Origin of the sequence: Microcoleus sp. S1D4, assembly GCF_036700765.1 — a bacterium.
Taxonomy (GTDB): Bacteria; Cyanobacteriota; Cyanobacteriia; order Cyanobacteriales; family Microcoleaceae; genus Microcoleus.
In genome coordinates, this window is the sequence record NZ_JAUBPP010000032.1 from 15,978 (window position 1) to 35,610 (window position 19,633).

Below are 19,633 nucleotides of genomic sequence, written 5' to 3' on the forward strand. Positions count from 1 at the left end.
TCTCTATTCTCTCTCTGTGTCCTCTGTGTTCTAGCGCCGGTTAAATCATTCCGATGCAACCGGAAACGATATCATATCAAATCCTTTCTTCATCGGAATAGTAACTTCACTGTTGACAGTTAACTGTTAACAGTTAACATCATGTATGGGTGAACCGGAATTGATATCAGTCAGTGTCCGCACTACAAACCGTTTTTGTGACAGTCATCGAGCGGACATGAGATTACTTACTTTTGTTTGGCGGCGGCTTTTTTCTTGGCTTCTTTTTCGGCTTTTTTAGCCGTTTTCTCTGCTTCAAGTTTTGCTAACTTGGCTTGTTCTTTTTCTTCGGTTATTTTATCGAGGTAGTAATGGTAATCTCCCAGATAAGTCCGAAACTCTCCGTCTCTAACTTCTACTATTTTGTTGGCGACTTGGGAAATAAAATAGCGATCGTGCGAAACGATGATTACGGTGCCGTCGTAGTTCTGAATTGCCTCTTCCATCATCTCCTTGGCGGGAATGTCGAGGTGATTTGTCGGTTCGTCCAAAATTAGTAAGTTCACGGGTTCCAGCAGCATCTTTGCTAAAGCTAGACGGGCTTTTTCTCCGCCGCTGAGAGCGCCGACGTGTTTGAATACTGTTTCGCCGGTAAATAAGAACCGCCCCAATAAGGTGCGAACTTCTTCATTTTTCCAGTCGGGTACTTCGTCGTGAATGGTTTGCATCACGCTTTTATTCAAGTCTAAGGCTTCAGCTTGATTTTGTTCAAAGTAACCGGGGATGACGTTGTGACCTCCCATTTTGACTGTGCCTTCGGTTGGTTGTTCTAAACCCATAATCAGGCGCAATAGGGTTGATTTGCCTGCACCGTTGGGGCCGAGAAATGCTATGCGATCGCCTCTTTCAATTAATAAATCTGCTCCCAAAAATAGGATTTTTTCGCCATAGGTGTGCACCAAGTTTTCAATTATGGCGACTTCCCGGCCGCTGCGAGGGGCGGGGGGAAAGCGGAAATGCAGGGTTTTTAAGCCACCGGTGGGGGCTTCGATGCGTTCGATTTTGTCTAATTGTTTTTCGCGGCTTTTGGCTTGGGTGCTGCGCGTGGCGCTGGCGCGGAATTTTTCAACGAAGGCTTGCTGTTTTTCTAGTTCTTTTTGCTGGCTTTCGTAGGCGCTGAGTTGGGCTTCTCTGGCTTCTGCTTTTTGTTGCAGGTAGGATGAGTAGTTGCCGAGGTAGGTGCTGGAAACGCCGCGTTCGGTTTCGACGATTTGGGTGCAAAGCCGATCGAGAAATTCGCGGTCGTGGGATACGATTACCATCGGGGTTGTCAGCCCTTTGAGGTATACTTCCAGCCATTCGATCGTTTCTAAGTCGAGGTGGTTGGTAGGTTCGTCTAGCAGAAGGATGTCGGGTTTTTGGAGGAGAATTTTGCCCAAACTCATCCGCATTTGCCAGCCGCCGCTAAAGGCGCTGACTAATCGATCGCCATCTTCCATCTCAAATCCGATTTCGGGCAGAATTTTCTCGATTTGGGCTTCTAAACCGTAGCCGTTTAAGCCTTCAAATTGCCGTTGCAACCGATCCATTTTGTTGATCAGTTGGTCGAGATTTTCTGGGTTGGAGTTTTCCAAGTCTCGGTGGACTTGCATCAAAGATTCGTGAACTTCGTTGGCTTCGCTGAAGGCGCGCCAAAATTCTTCTTTGACGGTGCGGGTGGGATCGATTTCAAATTCTTGGGAGAGGTAGGCGATGTGGAGGCTGGCGGGGCGAATGACTTCACCGGAGGTGGGTTCGATTTCGCCGGCGATGATTTTGAGTTGGGTGGATTTGCCGGCACCGTTTACGCCTACTAAGCCGATGCGATCGCCCGGTTTGACTTCCCAGGTGACATCTTTGAGTACGACGCCTGTGGGGTAAATTTTACTGATGTGTTCGAGTCGCAGCATTATTATCGAGACTGGGGAAGGGCTGGTTTAGCGGCGGATGGAATACCGGCGCTGAGGTCGAGTTAATCTTAACAAATTTTAATTAAATTTAGTCATTGGGAAGATTTTAGGTTTGAATGGGCGATCAAATTTTGGATTTTAGATTTTAGATTTTAGATTTTGGACGCAGGGTAGGCAGAAACCGGGTTTTTTAGCAAAATAGTTCCTACAAAGCCAAAAATTCCTGAAAAACCCGGATGATTCAGATATATATTCTCGGACTCTGTGTACTCTGTGTTCTAGCGCCGGTTAAATCATTCCGATGCTACCGGAAACGATATGAGTGCGATCTAATTTTAGATTTGATCGCGGCTGTCAGAAACCGGGTGTTTTACAAAAATACTTCCCACAAAGCCAGAGATTTCCTAAAAAACCCAGTTTTTTTGGTGCGTGAGTGCGATCGCCAACTGCTTAGCATGGATGTATAATTCCTCTTCGATTGTAGTTGATACAATTGATGGCAGCTCTAATTGCTCGATCGTTCTAAAAAAAGTCTATTTTTGTGGTATGGGAGAAAGGGCGATCGCCTAAAGTGCGGTATAATTGCTCGCCGGAAAACTAGACGGAAACCCAGGGCTTGAGACGCGGTTCGGAAGTCGGCAACACTTTCAACAGCCTTCAATATTTATTTAGATATAGTCCTGGACGCGCGGGCGGTCAAAAATTGGGTTTTTTTTACTAAAATCCTGCGTTTTAGCCGACAAATCGGGTAAAAGACCAGGTTTCTTTAGTCTTATGCGTAACTCCTGACAAAATTAGATGATTAAAGCATTTGAGCTGAAATTAATTGAGATGTTTTAGGTGGAATTTATATATTTTAACAATTATTTCGGCTGACAAATTGTAGAATAATCAAAAGGAATAGGTGAGTTTTATGGGGCGTCTTACCGATCGAGCTTTTGACATTTTGCGGGCGGAAGTTGACAAGTGCGCCGCGGCTAATAGTCTAGCGGGTTCAGTGTACCGGGGGATAGTAATCAAGCGGTTGGAGAAATTGCGATCGCAACAGGGAATTTTTGCATCAAAAGAAGAAATTCGCGATACCTTCAAAGACGAATTTCCCAACTTCAGCGAACAAGCTCTCAAAGCTGCTGTCAAAGCCAACCGCGCGCCCGGATTATTTAATAAAATCATCTTTGCTGGCGGTTTGCTGGGCGCTGGTGCGGGCATAATTTGGTTGATTAACTTACCTTTTCCCATGATTCGCTGGCCCGTGGCGAAGACAATGCCGGTATTATTGCTGCCGAGTTTTATGAGTATGGATTATAATTACCGAGAGGCGATCGCCCTTGTGGAACAATCCGATCAACTAATTAACAAAGCGACTGCTGCGGCAGATTTTGACTTGGGCGAAACTAAAGCAAAACAAGCTCAAAAACATCTAGACGCTTTACCTGTGTGGTTTCTCGGCTATTATCCAAAGAGGTACTGCTCTTTTTTCCGCTGCACTTGGCGCTTTACATTCGATGAATTTCAAGCAGCCCGTAAAAATATCGGGCGGATGGATGCTCAAATTTTCCAGCAAAAAAACGCTTTTACTGAGTTAAATCGAGCCGAAGAAAGTCTCAAGGCGGCAAAACAGGAGTACCAGAAAGGAAAAACGGCAACTGAGAGACAAACAGCGAGTGGAAATTGGCAAAGTGCGATCGATCAACTCAATCAAATTCCCGCCGACACCCTCGCCGGAAAAACGGCTAAGCAAAAACTCCAAGCAGCAGAAAGAGACTTTCAAGCAATGGGAGGAATCGCCACCGGTTCCGCGCGCGCCGACAACTTAATCGAAGCAGCCAAAGAATTTGCTCTTTCCGCCGCCGTCGCTTCCCAAAAACAGCCGCATCCAGCCGCCCAGTGGGAGCAAATAGCAGGATTGTGGGAAGAAGGAATTAACCGACTAAAAATGGTTCCTGTCGATAATCCGGGCTATCTCGACGCTCAAACCAAACTGGCAGAATATCAGAAAAATTTAGGGATTTCTCAGATTAGATTGCAATCAGAAAAAGAGTCTGCAAAAGCTTTGCAAGAAGCTAAAAGCTTATTTGCCAACTTGCAAAATAATGTGAATTCTCCCAGTCAAAATTCCGGTAACTCTCTGGGCCAGTTGCAACAAATTATCAATCAATTAGAATCCGTCAAAGCCGGCACAACTGTTTATCCCGAATCTCAAAAATGGCTGCAATCTGCTCGAAAAAAACAGCAAGAATGGCAAAAATAATTAAAGGTTAGCAATAAAGTCTGGGAGTTACCTACCAACCACCAACCACCAACTGCCAACTGCCAACTGCCAACTACCTAATTACCAACTGCCTAATTACCAAGCAGGGTCAACATACAAATTAATTGTTACTTGCTTTTTCCCGGAAGGGATGCCGGAAATACAAGCACAAATCGTCTCCCCGCCGTCAATTTCTACTTCGCAAGCGTGACAAGAACCCATCAAACAGCCTGTAGGAATGGAAACCCCCGCACGTTTTGCTACATCTAGCAAAAGCTCTCCCGGTTCTGCTTCTACTGTCACATTATCTGGTAAAAAACAAACTTTTGTCATTAAATTTTAACCTCAACTCTAACAAACAACAGTTAACAGTCAACAGTTAACTAATTAACCTAAAATTTGCTTGATATCTAAATGTTTTTCCACCGTATCAGCTAAAGTCTCTAACAGAGCTTCTCGGTGCTCTCGGTAATTCGGAATACCTGTAGGTAATGCACGGAGTCCCCGCTGCTGGCGCAGGTGATTTAACCAAGCTCGCCGCCAAGCTCCATTATCAAAGATGCCGTGCAGGTATGTGCCCCAAACTGATTGAGCAGTGTTGACAATTCCTAAAGTCGGATCGTCAAATAGCGGTTGAGTCAAATCTGACTGTAGCATTTGCGTTCTTCCTTGGTGAATTTCGTAACCTGAAACTGGTAAACCCGGTTGAGGATAGTTAGATGTTACGACACGCTGGCGGGCGATTTTGTCCGGGGCGATCGCAGTTTTTAACGGTAGCAATCCCAATCCTTCAAATTCTCCCTGTTGTCCCTCCAGTCCTTGTTTATCGCTGATACTTTTTCCCAGCATCTGAAAGCCGCCGCAAATTCCCATGACTGTACCGCCAGCTACTAAGTAATTTTGAATAGCTTTTGCCATACCTGTTTGGCGCAGCACCTGTAAATCGGAAATTGTGGTTTTAGAACCCGGTAAAATCACGGCATCTGGATGGCCTAACTGGTCTTTTGGGCTAACGTATTTGACGGTGACGCTAGTTTCCGACTCCAGCGGGTCGAAGTCGGTAAAATTGGAAATTCGGGGCAAGCGGATGATGGAAATATTTAGGTCGGTTTGAGTGTTGGGAGAACGCCGATCGAGCAAATCGAGAGAATCCTCGGAGGGAAACACTTCGTCTATCCAAGGAATCACCCCAACTACCGGGATTCCCGTTCTTTCTTCCAGCCAAATCAGCCCCGGATCTAAGATTGATTTTTGTCCTCGGAACTTATTAATAATGAATCCTTTAATTAAAGCTCGTTCGTCGGGATCGAGTAATTCCAAAGTACCGATGATGTGAGCGAAAGCGCCGCCGCGATCGATATCAACGACTAGCAAAGTCCGAGCGTTTAAATGTTTCGCCACTCGCATATTTGTTAAATCGCGGTGTTTGAGATTAATCTCAGCAGGGCTGCCGGCTCCTTCACAAACAACCATGTCAAATTCTTGTCTGAGAAATTCTAAGGATTCCCGAATCGCTTGCCAGCCTAAATCGAAATATTTTTCGTAATATTGAGATGCTCGCACGTTGGCGATCGCCCGGCCCTTGACAATCAATTGAGAAGTCATGTCTCCTTGCGGCTTGAGCAAAATCGGATTCATTTCTACCCAAGGTGCCACGCCCGCAGCCCAAGCTTGTACTGCTTGAGCGTAGCCAATCTCTCCGCCGCTGGCTGTGACATAGGAATTCAGTGCCATATTTTGACCTTTAAACGGAGTTACCCGCCAGCCCGATCGAAAAAAGATGCGACACAATGCTGAAACGAGTAAAGATTTTCCTGCGTGAGATGTTGTTCCCACGACCATAATTGCTTTCATAATATTCAGGGGAGGAGGAAGAGGTTAGAGGGCAGAGATTCGAGGGAAGAGGTTCGAGGGAAGAGGGAAGAAGTCATATAGTGCGATCCTAAATCATTTGCATAGTTCTTGTAGGGGCAATCCCCCCGTGGTTGCCCAATCTCTCGGAGGGCGGGCCCGCACCATCCACCGCCCCTACATATCTGCATGAATGATTTAGGATTGCTATAGCAATTTGATAAAGTAGCGCTACACCTCATCCCCCAACCCCCCAAAACTTCGGGAGGGCTAGGACTTCATCAACACATCTTTAAAAAAATAGTATCAGTTCGCGATCGCACCCTGACTCCTAGAAACCAGCTTTTTTACTGAAGTTGGGGGTGAGTGCGAGATATTGTCGGGAAAAAACCCGGTTTCTTGCTACCTGCGGGTAACTTCCTGTCCGAGCGATCGACCGATCTAAAATTTGATATGTGTGGAATGCAAGTCTGCAACCGAGCTAAACCTGCATTCCCCAAGTGTTATAGCAGTTCGAGCGCGTGGTGAGGTATGCCCTATTCTGTTTTTGCTATGGTAATTGACCGGACATGATATAAGTCTTAAAAGCAAAAAGTAGAAACCAGAATCAAAAAAATTCTGGTTTCTACCTTTGGCTTTTTGGCTTAAGATGATGGCTGATCTTCGCCGGATATATTCTCAAATTTTGATTCTACGGGCGGTTTAGCAGCTTCGACTGGCTCGGAAGCGGGGGGATTTGGGCGAATCAATTCCGGTGGTTCTTCCTGGGAAGATGGTTTTTCTTCTGTGGATTCGATCGAGATTTTTGATACTGAAATCGTTTCCACTTGCACGCTCAACCCCGGTTCTCCCGGTATTTCTACCTCTACAGGCTCCGCCACTTCCACCACAGTCATTTCTATAGATACAGCAGGGGCTTCTGCTTCCGTTACGCCGGAGGCTGTTTCCGCTTCATCCACTGCTGTCTCCGCTGTTTCTGGAATCAACGGCGCTGTCTGAGTTTCAGGGGAGGCTGTGTCTAAAATTGGAGTTTCCTCTATTTTGGGAACACTCGCGGCTTCGGCCACCATCAACTCGGCCATTGCTTCTAAATCGGTGGGAAATGGCACTGCTTGGCTGGTTTCAACGACAGTGTTGCTGGTTTCGGCTTTCACTTCTTGCGCGACTTCGGCTAATTCAGATTCGAGAACCCGATCGATATCCGGTGTAGGAATTGTTGTTATTTTAGGTTCCGGTGCGATCGGATCGGAAGTTTTTTGCGCTGTTGTCGCCGGAGTATTTTGATCGGACGCGATCGGATCGGGAGTCTTTTTGGCTGTTGTCGCCGGAGTATTTTTATCAGACTTGTTTTTACTCGCACCCCGTCCCAAGATATCGCCGATACTATTTTTGATATTGCCGAACAGACTTGCGAAACCGCCGGATTTTTTAGCTGTTTTGGCTGGAGTTGAGTTGGCCGTTGGTGTCGCCGTTGGTGTCGCCGTTGGGGTCACCGTTGAGGCTGTCGAACTAACAACAGACTCGGACTCTTTAGCCTTCGCCCTCCAAATCTCCTCAAAATCGTCTGTTTCAGGCTGCAGTTGAGGCTCTGGCTTAGCCTCTGCTGGCTCCACAGTTGCTGGGGCGGCAATTTCTGAAAATTCTATAGGTAGAGGTAGAGGAGTGAAGCTGGTGGCTGATTCTGCTGGGTCTGCTGAAGTCTCAACAGCAGGAGTTTCCACGGAAAATACTGGTATTTCTGCAATTGCAGGTGTTTTGTCTTGGGGAATGGTTAAGTCAGACCCGATCGCGCTTTGGGCAATTTCTTCAGCGATTGAGGGAGTTGCCGGTTGTTCTTTTACCTTGACCTCAGTCGGATTCACAGCGGGTGCTGGAACTACATCAGTTTTCGGTTTGGGCGATCGAACAAACTTAGGTTTTTTCCCTGCGGGTTCTGGTTTTTTACCAAACAAACCCGATAGTGGCCCGCCCATCGCCCCGGCCAAATTCGCCGGCACGGGAATCGGCGTTTGCTGAGCGACGGGTGTCACCAGCCTGCGTAAAGTCAGGGTTTCCCAAGCCAACCAGCCCAACATAGCTACGCCCGCCATTTGACCCAGCAGGAGAGCACCAGTAATTCGCCCCGCACAAGTCCATAAAATTAACGCATAAAAAAGTCCTACCCCGCTCCAGGTAAAATCACTTTTGCGGTGAACTTCTGGAAAAAAGAAGGCCGCCATGTAAATACTGAAGCTGCCTAGACCGACCGCTAACGCCAGAATGTATGCAAGCATCTTGTCGGTACCTCCGCTTTGTCAAATAACTTCTACGCGCTAATTCTACCTTTGTGAGACACTCAACGGCTTCTTTCTGTAGACCAATTATCTATTTGGAAGCAAGTTCGGCAGCGGATTAGTGTCCTGGATTTAACGGATTTAAAGGATTTAACGGGTGGATGTTGACCGTAAAGCTCAAGCGTGAAGATTTTCCCTACTTTCCCAATCTCTACCTCTTTACCCTCGGAGCGAAGTCGAAGCGCTTCTCACCCCTTCTTGGTCTCACCCCCTACTCGGTAGTGATGCGTGTCACTTAACTATGCCGGTACGATCGCACTTGCGGTAGAAGATGTTCTGTAGGGTATAGGTGTCGGAGGAATTATGCCTAGGGGCATAGATATTGGAGGTAGTGTCATGTTAGAAAAATTGTTGTTAGCTGCGGCTTTAACCTTATCGCTTCAAATTTTTGCTGGAGTCGGCACTGCCTCCAAGCTACCGAAAAATCTTGTATTGCGATCGAGCGATCTGCCGACACAAACCATACAACTGCCCCAGGTTGGAGCACCTTTGTCCGCACAGCAGAACGTCGAATCCTAATTCAGAGGGGAAAAATGAGAGGTGCAAGTGCGATCGAACCAAAGGCACAGCCTCTCTCTCATATTTTATGCAAGCTGTTCTGTTTTGTATTTTAGTCTTGACAATTTAGAGGTTTCATCATTCAGACTTCAGTCCTGATTATCAATTAATCAGGATTTGCGTTTCCAGCGATCGAACAGTAGGTAAATCAGGAATAGCCGATCGCATCTTAATTGCCACAACCTCAGACAAATCTTACATTAGGTTGCCAGTTATCAACACTCAAGGCTTCAAATGCTTGTGCAAACTTCAGTAAAGGATCGAAATAGATATATAATTTTCTGAAGGAACTTGAAGCTAATAAACACATTCACTGTTAAATCAAGGAGAGCAAAAATGGCACTTAGCGATATTTTATTGAATGAAAACAACAGAGACAATTTTGTTGATGACTGCGTACAGTTGATAGAGAAACAAGTTGCAGCAGCGCCGGGATTGGGCGGTTTGGCTCTGAAAGCCGCCTACTCTACTGTCAAAGGGATACGGGCTGACTATTGCGCTCAAGTCGTCGATCAAATTCTGCCAGAAATCTCGATCGCACTCGACCCCATGTGGACTGAAGCCGTAAACAATGGCAACCCAGTAGAATATTTTGCTGAAAGAAAAGCTGAAGTAGCAAACCAATTGCTCCAAATCAGTGACAAAAAAGCCGATAACAGCACAAGAGCAGTTGTTAAAGGTGCCTATGCCAAACTCCGCCCATCAGCTAAGACTTACGTAGAAAATGGCATACCGGATTTAGCCAAAATTATTAATAAACATACTGCGACCTGAATCTTGAATGGGTAGGAATTTCCTACCCATTTCAATGCTATTACGGGCAAAAAATTTCTGCCAAATTAGTTAAATCTCGCGATTTTGTAGGGTTGGAACTAATATTAGTTGGTCAATTGATATCAAATCCTCTCTTCACCGGAATAGTAAATTCACTGTTGACTGTTGACTGTTGACTGTTAACTGTTAACTGTTGACTGTTGACTGTTAACCTCATTCCGATGCCACCGGAAACGATATGAATCAGCAGAGAGATTTTTGATTATTCATATCGCGTCTGGTAGATTGACAACGATAAAATAGGTTCGTAGTGAGGACTGAAGTCCGCCACCTATTGCGCGATATTGTCCGCACGCGCGCACCTTGTTATGGTAATTGACCGGACATCAGATTAGAACATCATCAAAACTGACGCACCCTAGGATCTAAAATTGTATTATCCGCCAGCTACCCATTGATTCGCCGCCCATATTTTCCACATTGCTTGTCCCGAAATTCCCAATCCCAAAAACATTACTAACATCGCGCTCAAAGCCGGCAGAAACTTCACGGCTGTTATCTGTTTTGGTAGCTTATCAAAATTCCGTTTCGCATAAACTAAGATTAATCCGATCGCGCTCAGCACCAAAGCCAATCCCAAACTAAAGGCTACCACTAGCGCCATTCCCAAACCTACATTCCCCAAAGCAGACGCGCTCAACAGCATCACCAAAGCAGAAGGACAAGGCAACAATCCCCCCGAAATTCCCAACAATAATAAGCTTTTCCAAGTAATTGGATCGCCGTCAGCACCGGGGGGCAAATGTGAGTGCAAGCGCCCGTCTCCGTGATGGTGGTAGTGCTGAGAGATATCTGATTTTACTGGCTTAAATTCTCTTTCCCAAGTTCCTCTATTGAGCAGATTTACTGGTTCTTCAAGGTTCGTATTCAGGACGACAGTCCTGGTTTTTTTGCGAACTAAACTCCTCACTACGAACCTGATTTTTTCTAGGAATTTATTTAAGCCGATCGTGGTAAGAATTTGATTTTTTGATTTTTTGCGGACTGTCGTCCCCGTTACTAACCTTGTTTTGATTCTTTCTGAAAGTAACTTAAAGCCGATGACTGCTACTAATAAGCCGGAGATTAAACTCAGCCAAGGATCGAGTTTTTCTGGTTCGATTAAGTTGGAAGCGAAAAGAGTAATTCCGCCGACTGCAAACACCCCCGCAGTGTGAGTTATTGTGGTTGTTGCTGCTAAAAATAAAGCGTGCATCGGAGTAGCCCGCGAACCTACCAAATAAGCGCCGACTATGGTTTTTCCATGTCCGGGCGACATGGCGTGCACGCATCCCCAGACAAATGCTCCGGCTACTGCTAGCAGCAAACTCCAACCTGTATCCCAGATAGATTCATTTCCTGTTAACAAAAACTCCCGGTTTTGGGCTGTAAATACAAAGCTTTTAACAGCACCGGCTTCCACGATGGTAGCTTGACAGCTAGCTGTAGCAACTCCGGGTAAAAATAGATTGTAGTTAATCCGCAATTTTTCGTGTTTGGAAATGACACTAGAAGCGGGCCAAGTGTAGTTTAAGATTAATGTGCTGTGGGTATTAGTTTGCTGGATTAAATGGGCGGTTTTACTGGCTAATTCTAGCGGATTTACTGTTAATGAACCTTGAAGTTTGCTGCTGTTGGTGATGCGAATTTGTTGGCTGAAAAACTTTTCTAGCTCTTTTTTGTGGCTGCGAACTTCGGCTGCTTGTAGCTGGCCGTCCCGATTGTCGTCGGCGAATTTTGTTAAGCCGGTTGGAAAAGTTAATGTTACTTCGGTTTGGAAATCGTTGACGATTATTTCTGCGACGGATAAGTCTGACCAGTGCGAGTAAACTGGTTTGGTTGATGTTGTGAGAAATAGTAATAGGGTGAGGGATAAAAGAATGAGGTATTTGTAGGATTTACGTAACTTTTTGGGCATATTTTTAAATTTTAAAACAAGTTGATTTTGTGAAATATTGTGGGTTTTTCAGGAGGCGATCGGGGGATTTATTCCCTGACTAATAGCTTGAGATTTTGTAGTAGGTACTCGTTATTAGTTAAAATTCAAAACTTCCTAAACTTAATGTTTTGCCATCACGCCCGTCAAAACTCGGATCTGTTTCTTTAGCCTTTTGAAAATAAGCGCGAGATTCAGCATCTTTTCCTAATGTGCGGGCGATCGCACCAGCCCGGTAAAAGATACCCGCATCGCGAATGCCCGATCGCATTATTTCGGCCATCACCCGATCGGCTTTTTGCCATTCCCCAGTGCTAGAAAGCGCCTTGGCGTAAATATCCAACGTCACAGCATCCCTGCGGATTTTTACCTCATCCTGCATTAACAGCAGCGCTTCGGCGACATCCTGCGATCGACCTTTTTCCAACAGCAAACTCGCCAAATCGCGCCGGTGTCCGAAACCGCGAGCTCCAGAAGCCTGTTCCTGTCGCAGCCCCGCTTCTGCTTTGTCGCGCAGTCGCTTGGAGGAGCTCGCATCTCCCTGCAACTCCTTCACCCTCGCCATACCGCGATCCACAAGGCGATCGTACACCGTCGCAGCACCCCCAGCATAGGCAGAAACCTTACTGTAACTAGCCTCCGCTTCCCGATAATTGCCCTGGTTGGTTTCCAAATCCGCCAAATAAATCAGCGCTAGCGGGTTTCGAGGCACCAACCGCAGCGATTCCAAAAACAGCGCTTTCGCCTGCACAAACTGCCCGCGGCGGGCGTAAAAGCGACCCAAGAGCGATCGGACCCGCGCCGATCCCGCAATCTCTCCGGGTTCCTCCGCCACCATTGCTTGTCGGTAATCCTGCAAAACCTCAGCATCTCGGCCCTGCGCCTCTCTCACTAACGCTCTTAATGTGAGAGAACCTAAGTTAGGAATCCGATTAACTAAGGTTTCTGCGGCTGTGTTTGCCTCACTAACTTTTCCCATCGCCAAGTTAGATGTAACCGAAAGGGCGATCGCATCTTCATTATTAAAACCCACCTGTTTCACCAAGCGCAAAGCACTAGCAAAATCGTGTCTCGCTTCAGCAATTCGAGCTAAAACCAACAGCGCACCTTTGTTGTCAAAAGGCAAATCGGCGATCGACCTTTCGGCCGCCTGTTCCGCCAATAAAAACCAACCACCCTCCCCAGTTGCGCGAGCCATTTTCAGATAAACTCCCGCCAACGCAGCCCGATTCAAACCGCTGTGAGAATCCACAGCCAATCGCTGCTGATAAAAAGCAATTTCCTGATTAATCGCTTCCTTTGGACTGGGATTATTTCTGAGAGCGTCAAAAAAATGGTAGCGGTAACTTGCATCAAGATTAGCCGGAGTTTTCTCGGCAAATAAATCAGAAATAAAACGCAGATTTGGGGGAATGTTAATAACAGCAATACCCACAACAGGAACTGCTATCAATAACCACCACCAAAAAACATCAGATTTTATTACTTGTCCTGTTTTAGTTTTCATACATCCCCGTTAATCAGCGTTCATCTGCCGTAAAAAAAAAGCATTTTAGATAGTCATTTCTCAAAAAGATGAGGAACCCTAGGGCATAGGGCATAGGGCTATCCTCACCACGCGATCGAACCGCTATATGTCATTAGCCAACAAGCAATCACCAATCACCAATCACCAATTACTAATTACTAATAACTAATTACTAATTACTAATAACCAATAACCAATAACCAATAACCAATAACCAATAACCAATAACCAATAACTAATTCGGCAAAGCCAAATAAGGAAAATTCGGTTCTAACGGCTTGTGTCCCTGAGCCGCGTTTCCGGGAGTTCCGTTATATGAAACATTATCGCCAACTGGAGAACCTACCAAAGCTCCCAGAGTGATATCAATAACATCGTCCATCAGCATACGACCTCCGATCAAACTTCCTTGAGCATTTGTCGCACTACCGTAGCCGCTGGGTTTTGTGGTATCGATCCGCATGACATCGGGTAAGAAAGCTGCGGCGATCGCATTTGGATCGACATTATCGCTACCATCCAAAAGATCAACAGCATTCAGAGTAGCAACCGCTTCCTGCCGCACTGGAGCAGCAGCAGCGCTCAAATCCAATTTCGGAGAAATACTATTAAATGCCTCCATAAACGCGGGAGTAACTACCAAACCCTCGTTAATTGCAGGTCTCGCCAAGCGCTCGAATTGTTTGAAACCGCCAACTCCATCCCGGATCGAAATTGTTGACCAAACATCAAAAGTATTCGCCCCAGTTCCTGCTTGCAAAAACGCTTTTGGAACGCGGACGGTAATTGTATTGACGTTGTAACCTTTTGTAAAGTCGATCGCTTGATTCGGTGGCTTGAAACCTACTTTCGCCCCCGTGCCCAAAGCCCCAGCGCGGACTCGGAAAAATTGTTCTACATCAAAGAAAAATGGATCTTCCCGCAAACCTGCAAATACAGTTAAGTTAGAACCGTTCACAGGTACTGTATTCAAAACAGCATTAGAATTTAGCGGAGTTGTGGCAATTAGTCCACCATTAACTGTCGTTTTAGTAGTTGTTTCCGAGCCGTTGCGAATAACAGTTATGGCTACCGCTTGCATACCTTGATTGTTAGGCGGACTGAAGGCAAATCGCAAGATGGTATCGGCGCGTCCAGTAGGTGTAGAATTAACATCACCTACCTGCGAGATGTTAAATTGGTAGAGGGCTGTAGTGCTGAAATAATATTGATAGCGCGCTACAGACCTAGGATTTGAATTCATTGTCAATATTAAATCCCCGTCCGCAGCACTGGAATTTTGGTCTTTTTCGCGATATACGTACAAGTCTGTTAAATTAACAGTTCGACCTTTGATATCGACTTCGCCGTCGTCGTGATCGGAAGCGGCAATTATCCCTGGAGTTAATACAACAATTAGAGCTAATTCAATAGCTAGTATGGTTTTACGAAACTTTTTTGTTAGTTTCACAGTTAGCACCTTTATTTCAATGGGATTTTTGGACAAATCAATGGCAAATAACCCGCGTTTGCGGGTTGTATTTTTTTAGCAAAAGGTTTCAACCTTTCAACCTGTGGGGCTTTGGTGCTGTTGCCGATTATTGTGCTATCAGTATACGAGTTAGTATACGAAGGTTTGGCAATTTTGGATCTGTGCAGAAATATTAAGTATTAAAAACTAGACCGTCAGCACCCAACTGTTGCGGTTGTTGCTACTAACAAAAGCAGCAGGTACAATTTCCAGATTCATGCCCAAAGCCTTGAAAGTAGCGCGAATAGCTGCTGCGTGGGCTGCTTCTGCCATGCCGATGCTAGCTCCTGCAGTAATCAAACCCGGAGTCTTCAACTTGGCAGCTTCCACAGTGTAGGCGATCGCAGCATCGGTCTCTAAAGCCAGGGCTAATTTAGCAATATTTACATCAGAATCTATATTTCCCTCCTTCTTATTGATGTATGATGAAAGGTCGTAACTCGACTCGGCTGTCACGGGATTTGCGCCCAAATTTTTCACCGCAGAAGCGAGAAGATCTCGGTGCTCTTTGTGGTCGTTTTGATTGCGAAGTGCTAGGGCTAAGACTGCTTTGCCAACATCAGTATTTGTGAGCTTCCCTGCTGCAAAACTGTAGGCCCAAATTGCCTGATGTTCGTAAAAAAGTGCGTTGTTGAGAATAGCAGCATCATTTTTGTTGTCATCGGGAGTGGCGGCGATCGCCTTTTCCCCAAGCAGCGAAATGCCCAAAGCGCCAGCTAACCCGGCAATAGCACCACCTGCAAGCGCAGCGCGGCGCGATCGCAAATTATAAGTATGGCGAGTTTTAGACATTTGAGATAAAGCTATTTCTTCATTTTGCATAGAACGTATTGCTAGGTTTGAAAAGTTAACAAAAAAGGTGACAAAAGTGCAATATAAATCGGGAGCGTGACAATTTAAAGCATGACAAAATTAGCCCCTCAAGGCATACTTACGATCGCATCCCCAATTGACTTACAATTATGTTCTATAGTGATATACGCCAAATATTTAATTTTGGATCTGTACACTCAAAACAAAATTTTTTAGGTACACTGAGATGACAGGCCAGAAGTCCAGCGATGAATCGCTGCTTTTAGTGCAGATTGCCCGGAAAGACCAAACGGCATTAGCTCAATTTTACGATCGCTACGGTCGCCAAAGTTATGCACTAGCTTACAAAATCCTGGGTTCGGTAGAAGAAGCGGAAGAAGTGGTATTAGATGTGTTTTCCCAAATTTGGCAAAAAGCAGCAACTTACGATCCTTCTCGCAGTCGAGCGGATACGTGGTTGTTCATGCTTACCCGCAGTCGTTCCCTCGATAGACTCCGAGTTTTGCAGCGAACAGGCCGGGCGGCCGAAGCTTGTCTGGAAGATGCAAAAATTCCTTCTTCGAGCCTTCCAGAACCCATGGAAGATGCAATAATCGAAGAACGCAGGGAACGAGTCAAAGCAGCGCTAGAAAAATTGCCCGCAGAACAGCGAATTGCGATCGAACTCGCCTACTACCAAGGACTGACTTGTGCGGCGATCGCGACTAAAATTGGTATTCCGACAGGTACAATCAAAACCAGAATTCGTTTGGGTCTTTCTAAATTGCGTCAAGCTTTGAGTGAAGATATTTAGGTTGTCAAACAAACACAAGTTAAATTGTCTAACATCAATCGAAAATTATGGCATCTCCAATTTTCGATATTTAGTGCGGAAAAACCACTCTAAAATCGCAAATCTAAAATCTAAAATCTAAAATGGAAATGATGCCCGATGAGGAGTTTAATATGCTTGCAGCTTTTCAAGTTCTCGATACGCTCGACGAGTCAGAAAGTCGCGCACTTGCAGAGAAATTGGAGAAATCGCCAGAACTGGAAAGCGAACGGGTGGCCTTGGAATCAGCAATTTCTGCGATCGCCTACACAGCCCCTCCAGTTCCCGTCGCCGCCGACCTGAAAAACCGCCTGTTGCAGCGTATAGCCGAACTGTCGCCTACTCCGGCAGAATTAGTCAATTTACCGCCAATTGTTACCGAGAAAACTGAGAATAATACTCGCTCTTTAATTGTGCGATCGGGCGATGTCAAATGGAAACCTTATGGAGTTCCCGGAGTTTGGATCGGCAAGCTTTCTTTTGATAAGAAAAAGCGCGAAATCACCTGCTTGATGCGACTGGAACCGGGGGCAAGTTTTCCGCTGCACCGACACGCGGCATCGGAAGAAGTCTTTGTATTAGAAGGAGATTTAATTGTAGAAGGGGAAGTTTGTCATCAAGGCGATTACATTCATTCCGTTCCCGGTTCCATACATTCGCCGCTCAGTGAAGGGGGATGTTTGCTGTTAATGAAAAGTTCCCTAAATAATGAAATGCTTGTTTGATATCGACAATTCGGTTTGTAGTAAGGAATGCGAGTCCGGGCGGTTTTGCGGACGGTCGTTTTCACTACAAACTGAATTTAGGTTCGTAGTAAGGAATGCGAGTCCTTAAGCGGTTTAAAATTCCAACTAAATAAGGTGAATGCTATGCTAAATTACTGGCGCTTAACTGCTGTGATGTGCGCCGTTATTATACAATTTGTACCTAGCGACAAAAGCGCGATCGCCCAAGAACACGAAGGATGTTTTTTGGTTAACTCAGCGGGAGAAGTGATTAACTTAAATCAGTTGTGTTCGCCTGAAGAATCAATTCAACTTACAGGAAATGATGGGAAATTTATTGAAGACTACAAACGCTTAGCAAAAAGCTACTCTCCAGAAGCAACCGGCAATTTACTGCAAGCAATCCAAAGAACCCCCGGTAGAAAAATTGCCGCAGCTAAAAAAATGTGTGCGGATGCAAAATCGGGACTTTCTTTGGCGGAAGTTAAATTAAGGGCGATCGGACAATCTCTCAGCATCGAAAATCCAAATGTCAAAGAAAGTTTTCTGGCTGATGCCGATATTATTACCACTCTTGCAGCTAACCATTATTGCCCGGAATTAGCAAATAAATAAATTAGTTGAAAGACGGAAGTTTCCCAATTGAGGAGGCGATCGACAATTACAGATTTTTGTGCAATTTAAAATAGATGAAACATTTAAAATCAAGTTCCGCCGACTTGCGGGATTTATTCAAAGACAGCATTACTGTTAAATACCTGGCGGAACCGCTAAAGTCTGTCCCCGCTGACGAAGATGCAGCCAAATTGCGATCGTGGATGGAGGCCCGGGATTTTGATGTGCTGGGGATCGAAGAAAACGGCACTGTTTGCGGTTATATAGAACGATCGCACTTAATCACAGGTAAATGTAGCGACTACCAGCAAATTTTTCACCCCTGTGAATTAATCGCCGCCGCGACTCCGCTGATGGAATTGTTGCCGCTGCTGCGAGAAAAACCGAGATTGTTTGTATTGGAAAGCAACCGCATCAACGGGATTGTCACCTGTGGCGATTTGCAAAAAGCACCGGTGCGGATGTTGCTGTTTGGGTTGGTGACGCTGCTAGAAATGAATTTATTGCGGATTGTGCGGATCTATTTTCCCCAAGATTCGTGGCAAAATTCGCTTAAGGGCGATCGTATTTTAGCGGCTAAACATCTTTGGGGATTGGGGCGATCGCGAAATGAAGCAATTGACTTAATCGATTACCTGCAATTCTGCGACAAGCGAGATTTAATCCTGACGAATGCCGAAATAATCGATCGGCTGGGGCTCAAATCCAAGCGTTACGGAGAGCGTTTTTTAAAGTCAGCAGAAGCATTGAGAAACAAATTAGCTCACGCCCAAGATTTAATCAACGGTTCTTCTTGGCCGGAAGTAATTTTGCTCGCTCAGGAAATAGAAGCGTTATTGCAGCGCTGCGAAGAAATTGAAATCACCATAACCACTGAATTATAGCTTTTTTCAATAAGGTTAAAAGTTAGTCAATTTGAGATTTGAGATTGAGGGAGCGATCGATACCTCATATTAATTCCGGTTGCACTCCTCATGATGTTAACAGTTAACAGTTAACTGTTAATTTACTATTCCGATACTAACGGATTTGATATCATCTTTCACTCTAACTGCTGCAGACAGCATTTAATCCTTAATTTCTTAGTCCGCGGAGGCGGACATCGTTTGTATAGCAGCGATTTCAATCGCCGAGTATTGTCATTATTTCTTATTAGTCCGCGGAGGCGGACATCGCTTGTATAGCAGCGATTTCAATCGCCGTCCGATATCTGATTTAATTTCTAATTTTGAGTTTCCGGTTAGTATACTGAGGAACCCAACCTTGAGCGGTGGTGTAATACTGCACAGCTTTCAAGTAAAGCAACGGAGTTAAATAAAACCAATGTTCGGTATTGGATGGCACTTTTATGTATTCTTCAGCTTGTAACATTAATTGTACCTGAGATCCGTTAGGATACACAAATCCAAAAACACATTCGCCAGCTAACACATGAAGAACTTCTGCATCTGCGTGGGTGTGAGTGCGATCGCTTTGAGTCATGAGTGGGTAAATTTGCGGCGAACCGGGATGCAGCACTTTTAAGTCGCACCACTGACATCCGCTTGTGCGCTTTAACTGTTCAAACTTACTGTTAAATGCTGAGAGAATCTGCTGTTTTTCTGTTACGCTGAGAATGTCTTGGATGAGAATTTCTTGAACCGCAGGATTTTTTTTCGTTAGCAGGCGATCGACCTCAATATTTAAAATAGCCAGTTGGCTGGCGATCGCGCAAATATCGCTGTATGTCGTACCGTCTTCTAGTTGCAGAACAGCCATCGTACACCACCTATTTATTTGACTTTGAGAAGAATTTAGTTTCCAGTTTCTATATACTGTTGTGACAAACTAAACTCCTGCTTATTTTCAATAATAGCCGATCGCTCAAATTAGATATTGTGCTTCCCGAACATTTAAGGTGATATCATATTTTAACTATCAAGCCTTAAATTTTAACTTTTATTTAATAACCTTGCGAGTAG

General features: G+C 45.2%; 16 protein-coding genes. 7 read left to right on the forward strand and 9 right to left on the reverse strand.

Translation table 11 applies throughout. The features are described 5' to 3' along the window. Nucleotides 1-227 precede the first annotated feature (227 nt). Nucleotides 228-1,928 carry an ABC-F family ATP-binding cassette domain-containing protein gene (locus tag QT998_RS24500; protein ID WP_194011810.1) on the reverse strand — a complete coding sequence of 567 codons (1,701 nt, stop codon included), beginning with the start codon at nucleotides 1,926-1,928 and terminating at the stop codon, nucleotides 228-230. Nucleotides 1,929-2,841: 913 nt separating this feature from the next. Here QT998_RS24500 and QT998_RS24505 point away from each other — a divergent pair. Continuing rightward, entirely contained in the window at nucleotides 2,842-4,179 is a 1,338-nt protein-coding gene (locus QT998_RS24505) for a hypothetical protein (RefSeq protein ID WP_333118242.1), read from the forward strand. Nucleotides 4,180-4,275: 96 nt separating this feature from the next. Here QT998_RS24505 and QT998_RS24510 read toward each other — a convergent pair whose 3' ends face one another. From QT998_RS24510 to QT998_RS24520, 3 genes are all read right to left on the reverse strand, one after another. Further along, the gene (locus tag QT998_RS24510; protein WP_194068361.1) at nucleotides 4,276-4,512 is read right to left on the reverse strand and encodes a 2Fe-2S iron-sulfur cluster-binding protein; all 237 of its coding nucleotides are present in this window, start codon (nucleotides 4,510-4,512) and stop codon (nucleotides 4,276-4,278) included. Nucleotides 4,513-4,566: 54 nt separating this feature from the next. Beyond that, nucleotides 4,567-6,033 (reverse strand): cobyric acid synthase CobQ, encoded by a 1,467-nt coding sequence (gene cobQ, locus QT998_RS24515; RefSeq protein ID WP_333092810.1) that lies wholly within the window; start codon nucleotides 6,031-6,033, stop codon nucleotides 4,567-4,569. 641 nt (nucleotides 6,034-6,674) lie between these two features. Beyond that, on the reverse strand, nucleotides 6,675-8,303 hold the full coding sequence (locus tag QT998_RS24520) for a Ycf66 family protein (protein ID WP_333118240.1): 1,629 nt from the start codon (nucleotides 8,301-8,303) through the stop codon (nucleotides 6,675-6,677). 396 nt (nucleotides 8,304-8,699) lie between these two features. Here QT998_RS24520 and QT998_RS24525 point away from each other — a divergent pair, with 396 nt between their 5' ends. Both QT998_RS24525 and QT998_RS24530 read left to right on the forward strand, forming a co-directional pair. Next, nucleotides 8,700-8,882 (forward strand): hypothetical protein, encoded by a 183-nt coding sequence (locus tag QT998_RS24525; protein WP_194011459.1) that lies wholly within the window; start codon nucleotides 8,700-8,702, stop codon nucleotides 8,880-8,882. Between the two features lie 375 nt (nucleotides 8,883-9,257). After that, nucleotides 9,258-9,695, forward strand: coding sequence for a DUF6918 family protein (locus QT998_RS24530; RefSeq protein ID WP_194011455.1), 438 nt, complete (start codon nucleotides 9,258-9,260; stop codon nucleotides 9,693-9,695). Nucleotides 9,696-10,131: 436 nt separating this feature from the next. On the opposite strand, the gene QT998_RS24535 is transcribed toward QT998_RS24530, so the two are convergent. The 4 genes from QT998_RS24535 to QT998_RS24550 form a co-directional block, all read right to left on the reverse strand. Next, entirely contained in the window at nucleotides 10,132-11,652 is a 1,521-nt protein-coding gene (locus QT998_RS24535; protein ID WP_333118239.1) for a nickel/cobalt transporter, read from the reverse strand. Between the two features lie 118 nt (nucleotides 11,653-11,770). Beyond that, entirely contained in the window at nucleotides 11,771-13,177 is a 1,407-nt protein-coding gene (locus tag QT998_RS24540; protein ID WP_333118238.1) for a tetratricopeptide repeat protein, read from the reverse strand. A 256-nt stretch (nucleotides 13,178-13,433) separates the two neighbouring features. Then, nucleotides 13,434-14,648, reverse strand: a complete 1,215-nt coding sequence (locus tag QT998_RS24545; RefSeq protein WP_333118237.1) for a DUF4331 domain-containing protein — start codon at nucleotides 14,646-14,648, stop codon at nucleotides 13,434-13,436. Nucleotides 14,649-14,855: 207 nt separating this feature from the next. Next, the gene (locus tag QT998_RS24550; protein WP_333092815.1) at nucleotides 14,856-15,530 is read right to left on the reverse strand and encodes a DUF4439 domain-containing protein; all 675 of its coding nucleotides are present in this window, start codon (nucleotides 15,528-15,530) and stop codon (nucleotides 14,856-14,858) included. A gap of 217 nt (nucleotides 15,531-15,747) precedes the next feature. Here QT998_RS24550 and QT998_RS24555 point away from each other — a divergent pair, with 217 nt between their 5' ends. The 4 genes from QT998_RS24555 (at nucleotide 15,748) to QT998_RS24570 (ending at nucleotide 18,556) form a co-directional block, all read left to right on the forward strand. Further along, the gene (locus tag QT998_RS24555) at nucleotides 15,748-16,314 is read left to right on the forward strand and encodes a sigma-70 family RNA polymerase sigma factor (RefSeq protein WP_333118236.1); all 567 of its coding nucleotides are present in this window, start codon (nucleotides 15,748-15,750) and stop codon (nucleotides 16,312-16,314) included. Nucleotides 16,315-16,436: 122 nt separating this feature from the next. After that, the gene (locus tag QT998_RS24560; RefSeq protein WP_333118234.1) at nucleotides 16,437-17,057 is read left to right on the forward strand and encodes a cupin domain-containing protein; all 621 of its coding nucleotides are present in this window, start codon (nucleotides 16,437-16,439) and stop codon (nucleotides 17,055-17,057) included. Between the two features lie 144 nt (nucleotides 17,058-17,201). Next, nucleotides 17,202-17,672 (forward strand): DUF732 domain-containing protein, encoded by a 471-nt coding sequence (locus QT998_RS24565; RefSeq protein WP_333092818.1) that lies wholly within the window; start codon nucleotides 17,202-17,204, stop codon nucleotides 17,670-17,672. Nucleotides 17,673-17,746: 74 nt separating this feature from the next. Continuing rightward, nucleotides 17,747-18,556, forward strand: coding sequence for a hypothetical protein (locus tag QT998_RS24570; protein ID WP_333118233.1), 810 nt, complete (start codon nucleotides 17,747-17,749; stop codon nucleotides 18,554-18,556). A 331-nt stretch (nucleotides 18,557-18,887) separates the two neighbouring features. Here the strand turns inward: QT998_RS24570 and QT998_RS24575 are convergent, their stop codons facing one another. Further along, a complete protein-coding gene (locus QT998_RS24575; protein WP_333118232.1) occupies nucleotides 18,888-19,430 on the reverse strand; it encodes an acireductone dioxygenase in 543 nt (180 codons plus the stop codon). Nucleotides 19,431-19,633 lie beyond the last annotated feature (203 nt).

Excerpts from the sequence above, each read along its gene's own strand:
- QT998_RS24500 (WP_194011810.1), bottom strand. The coding sequence starts at position 1,928 with ATGCTGCGACTCGAACACATCAGTAAAATTTACCCCACAGGCGTCGTA.
- QT998_RS24505 (WP_333118242.1), top strand. The coding sequence starts at position 2,842 with ATGGGGCGTCTTACCGATCGAGCTTTTGACATTTTGCGGGCGGAAGTT.
- QT998_RS24510 (WP_194068361.1), bottom strand. The coding sequence starts at position 4,512 with ATGACAAAAGTTTGTTTTTTACCAGATAATGTGACAGTAGAAGCAGAA.
- cobQ (WP_333092810.1), bottom strand. The coding sequence starts at position 6,033 with ATGAAAGCAATTATGGTCGTGGGAACAACATCTCACGCAGGAAAATCT.
- QT998_RS24520 (WP_333118240.1), bottom strand. The coding sequence starts at position 8,303 with ATGCTTGCATACATTCTGGCGTTAGCGGTCGGTCTAGGCAGCTTCAGT.
- QT998_RS24525 (WP_194011459.1), top strand. The coding sequence starts at position 8,700 with ATGTTAGAAAAATTGTTGTTAGCTGCGGCTTTAACCTTATCGCTTCAA.
- QT998_RS24530 (WP_194011455.1), top strand. The coding sequence starts at position 9,258 with ATGGCACTTAGCGATATTTTATTGAATGAAAACAACAGAGACAATTTT.
- QT998_RS24535 (WP_333118239.1), bottom strand. The coding sequence starts at position 11,652 with ATGCCCAAAAAGTTACGTAAATCCTACAAATACCTCATTCTTTTATCC.
- QT998_RS24540 (WP_333118238.1), bottom strand. The coding sequence starts at position 13,177 with ATGAAAACTAAAACAGGACAAGTAATAAAATCTGATGTTTTTTGGTGG.
- QT998_RS24550 (WP_333092815.1), bottom strand. The coding sequence starts at position 15,530 with ATGCAAAATGAAGAAATAGCTTTATCTCAAATGTCTAAAACTCGCCAT.
- QT998_RS24555 (WP_333118236.1), top strand. The coding sequence starts at position 15,748 with ATGACAGGCCAGAAGTCCAGCGATGAATCGCTGCTTTTAGTGCAGATT.
- QT998_RS24560 (WP_333118234.1), top strand. The coding sequence starts at position 16,437 with ATGGAAATGATGCCCGATGAGGAGTTTAATATGCTTGCAGCTTTTCAA.
- QT998_RS24565 (WP_333092818.1), top strand. The coding sequence starts at position 17,202 with ATGCTAAATTACTGGCGCTTAACTGCTGTGATGTGCGCCGTTATTATA.
- QT998_RS24570 (WP_333118233.1), top strand. The coding sequence starts at position 17,747 with ATGAAACATTTAAAATCAAGTTCCGCCGACTTGCGGGATTTATTCAAA.
- QT998_RS24575 (WP_333118232.1), bottom strand. The coding sequence starts at position 19,430 with ATGGCTGTTCTGCAACTAGAAGACGGTACGACATACAGCGATATTTGC.